The sequence below is a fragment of the Candidatus Lokiarchaeota archaeon genome, assembly GCA_014730275.1.
GTDB lineage: Archaea > Asgardarchaeota > Thorarchaeia > Thorarchaeales > Thorarchaeaceae > WJIL01.
The window spans coordinates 1-3,940 of record WJIL01000141.1 but is presented as its reverse complement, the minus strand read 5'-3'; the positions used below and the strand labels follow the sequence as shown (position 1 = coordinate 3,940).

The following is a 3,940-nucleotide window of genomic DNA, read 5'->3' as shown; positions in this document are numbered from 1 at the left end:
CGATTACACAGGGACTCTGCTGAACGAATCGACAGTACTCTCGCAGACATTAGATGAGCTTGATTCTACGCCAAACGGCGTGATACTTACCGAAGAGGTGGCACAGGAATACGAGCTGGTTGTCGGGGACTCGGTTAGGGCATCGATTGAAAGCCCCGAGGGTAGCAAGGTCTTTGTGTTTTCAATACTAGCCATAGTCGATGGCCTTTCCGATGGTAGCATTATCACCACCCGGTCAGAGTCCTACCGGCCTCAGCCTTTTGGGAAACAAGTTATGTACGCAAATAGAGAGTACTTGGCATCTGAAATCAACTTCACGGCTTCAGCACAGAATTCGCTTTGTGTGAATGTAAGGGACAAGGGGAATTCCACTGCAATGGTAGAAGAACTGATGAATGCATCAGGCAACGCAGTAATAGAAACGCAAGGAGACTACTGGGATACAGCTTACAATGGATGGGCCTGCGTGGACTATGAAGTGAAACAGTATGTCGACCAGGCAGAATATTCCATGGACAGGGCTGTCGACACGATGATGACTGTGGGTATGGTCCTGGTCATGTTTGGGGCATTCTCGATTTACGCCGCTGAAGACATCCGTTCAAGGAAACGAGAAGTGGCCTTGCTGAGATCCATGGGAGCACGGACAGCAGACATCGTAAAGACGCAGGCAGCGGAGCTACTCATCTTATCGATATCAGCGCTTATGCTACTCCTGCTCTTCTCCCCTGTCTTCATTGTAAATACGCTCCTAACTATTTCTACGAGCAGCTATGTATTCCCAGTATCCATATTTCCATCTGTTCCTTGGTTCAGATTGCTCGCCATACTCGGCTTCTTTGTCATTTCGATGGTAACAATGATTTTCATCGTAGCTGTCACTAATTCAAAAGTAAACCTGCAAGAGGCGCTGAATGCACATTGGGCAGAAGCTGGTCCCTATCGCGGAGGAGAAGTCTAAATGTTTATGTTGGCACGACTAACCGCTGATAAACGGCAGGTGTTTGCCACCTTCTTGATATTCTCGTTGTCAGCAGGTGTCTTGGGCGGCATTCTGTTTTATATGGACAGCATACGTCCAGATGTTCTTCAAGAGATGACAGGGAATGTCTCGGTTGACATGCAGGTCGCCTTATCTGAACAGTTTTATGACCAGAACGAGACAACAACACAGGACATCCAAGGGATTATCGAAAGTCAACAAAATGTAGAAACTTCCCAACTCCTGAGCTTGGTGCGCTCTTATGATTGGGACGTGGACGATTATGAATATCAAGAACAGGTGTATCTCGGTATCGTAGAGGATACTCCATCAAGATTTCCCCAAGCTTTCGAACTGCTTACCACCGCGGCAAGGCTGAACGATTCCTCCTGTTATGTTGAGGTGTCAACGCTTGAGCATTACGAGCTTAGCATTGGGGACAACTTCACAGCAGTATCCAGGATCCATGAAAACGGGACGGAAATCGTCATAGAAAAAGACTTTGTCATTGTTGGCTCATTCAGGACCAACCTCTTTCCCATGCGGTATGCCCGTAACCAAGGGGTCTCAATGTTACGGATGATAACGACAAAGCAAGGGCTGGAAACCGCGTTCCCCCAGCTTGATCCCAGAGGATATGTGAGCAAAAAGGAAGTCTTTTGGGTCGACCTTGATGAGTCCTCCATCCTTTCATCTACCAGTACGACACCCGCTGACAGAGCCAAGAATATTGGTAAGCAGATCGAGCAGAACAGCCTGCCTTACGCCTATGTGTCAGAATATGACTTGGAAGATACGCTGCTCTCATATACCGGATGGGCGCAAACCGTTACCTCGATTTCACTTGGATTCTCGATACCCTCCCTAACAATGGGCATCATGTTGGTATACTACAACTCTGAGCTGGTGGCCGACCAACGAAGGAAGGACGTCGGCACGCTCAAGACCCGGGGGGCCTCCGGAAGGCAAGCCTTCAGGTGGGTTATAGAACAAGCTGTGAGTGTAGCTTTGATAGGAAGCCTAGGCGCGGTACTGATCGGTGTGCTGTCCTCCTATTTGTCAGGCTCAGTCCGCACACTCCTGGAATTCAATCTTGAAAGGTTAGCTGGCTTTAGTTTGTTGCTGGAGCGGGAGGCGATCATTTCAGTATTCCTCTTTTCGTTTGGGGTTGGTGTAGCAGTATCTATTCCCACAGCAGTTCAATCACTCCTCATGTCACCTGAAGAGGCCCATGCCTGGCTTGAGAAAGAAGTACTCCAAGAAGAAAGCGGCCTTGGCAATCCATTCATGGATCTTGGTGCTGTTGGTGTTGCTGCGTTCTTCCTCTATCCCATGTTCTCAAGACTGTCATATTATGGTGCAGGCTTTGGAACTGGAGGATTATACTTCAGCATCGTAGTCGTCGTATTCATGGCAATGTTTGTCGTCGGCCTTGCTCGTCTGCTGGCGAGAGGGGGACCAAATATCAAGGCGGATTTGGTTTCTCGATTGAAAGCCAACAAGTATGCTCCAGGTTCTCGACTCTTATCCCGCACCGTTAAGATGTTCAAAAAGAGCGAAACCCTCGCAGTGGCTTTTGTGGGATTGGTCTTCACTGCAGGGTTGTTTTGTTCGATTTCAGCTGAGACAGGATTCAATCACACGCGATCACTTGCCATGTTCGAAGCCGGTGGGGATGTAGTTATCAAGGTACGACCAGAAGTCCACAATATTACAGCGGATATGCTGGATGACATTACAGGCATTGATGGTGTGAAAAAGGCCTCGGCGATTTTTGAAACAACGGGGTATATCGAGTTCAGGCAGGCGCAACGTTATGGTTTTGAATACATAAACAGTAGTGTAAGTATTTTTGGTGTTCAGGCGAAAGCCTGGGCGGAATCTGGGTTCTTACTTGACCATTTCACCAAGGACAGGAGTCCTAGCCAGTCATTGAACCAGATGTCACTGAATAACCAGAGTGTTATCACTACCTTCAAACCCACCGAAACCTATTCAGGTGGGATTGGAGGACAGCAGATTGCAGTCTATTCAGACGAAGTCACAATCCACCTGGAAGGCCCGGGATGGGCTAACAAATCAGATTGCACAATCGTCGACGTTCTGTCATCTCAATACCAGTATCAGAGAGGGCCATCATACTTTCCCGGGAAGCCGAATTTGGGGACCTTCGTATTGATGAACCTTGATTATGTTCAGGCATGTACGAATACGAGTGAAGTTTCTAGCTTCTACGTCAAACTCGACCAAGGAGCGAATTACACGAGAATAATGGGAGAAATCGCTGGACTATCCCAGTCATCATTCCAGAGGATAGAGTCTGGACTCCTGAACCTTGACCGTGCACTTGATTCGAGGGCTGCACAGACAATATACGGTGTCTATACGCTGAATGTTGTATTCTCATTGATATACCTCACAGCAGGAATCGCGATCGTGACTGTGGTAAGAATACAGAACCTAAGGCGACCATTGTCAGTCCTGAGAGCACTAGGGACAGAAAGACGGTCGATACTGGTCCCAATGCTTGTGGATTCACTGGCAACAACGGTAATAGCCGCCGGAGTTGGAGGTCTGATTGGTCTTGCCCTCACGAGCTTTGCTATCCAAGTCCCGCTCAATTACATAGGTACAACAATCACACTCTACTGGCTCAGGTTGCCTGTTGTTATTGCTGTACCCTACCTAGTGGTTGGCTTCGTTGTACTGGTGACTCTAATAGCCGTGCTCGTTACAACTTATTTCATCACCAAAGAGACATTGGAGAAGAATATCGCGGAGGAAATTCAATACGTTAGCTGATTGGAGGCGATCCCATGGAAGATTTAGAACAAATTGCAGAAGAGAACAAACTTGTAGTGCGAGACCTCATGAAGGTCTATCGCCGAGGACGAAAGGAAGTCATCGCGCTGAGGGGGATGGACTTTGAGGTGGACCATGGAGAGTTCATCTCTATTG

Annotated in this window: 3 protein-coding genes; all 3 read left to right on the top strand. The window is 48.0% G+C overall.

All coding sequences use genetic code 11. From position 1 onward, the window contains the following. Positions 1-961 (top strand): FtsX-like permease family protein (locus GF309_15850; protein MBD3160252.1); only part of this gene is annotated, 961 nt, incomplete at its 5' end. Further along, positions 962-3,784 (top strand): FtsX-like permease family protein, encoded by a 2,823-nt coding sequence (locus GF309_15845; protein ID MBD3160251.1) that lies wholly within the window; start codon positions 962-964, stop codon positions 3,782-3,784. A 14-nt stretch (positions 3,785-3,798) separates the two neighbouring features. Beyond that, positions 3,799-3,940 (top strand): ABC transporter ATP-binding protein (locus GF309_15840; GenBank protein ID MBD3160250.1); only part of this gene is annotated, 142 nt, incomplete at its 3' end.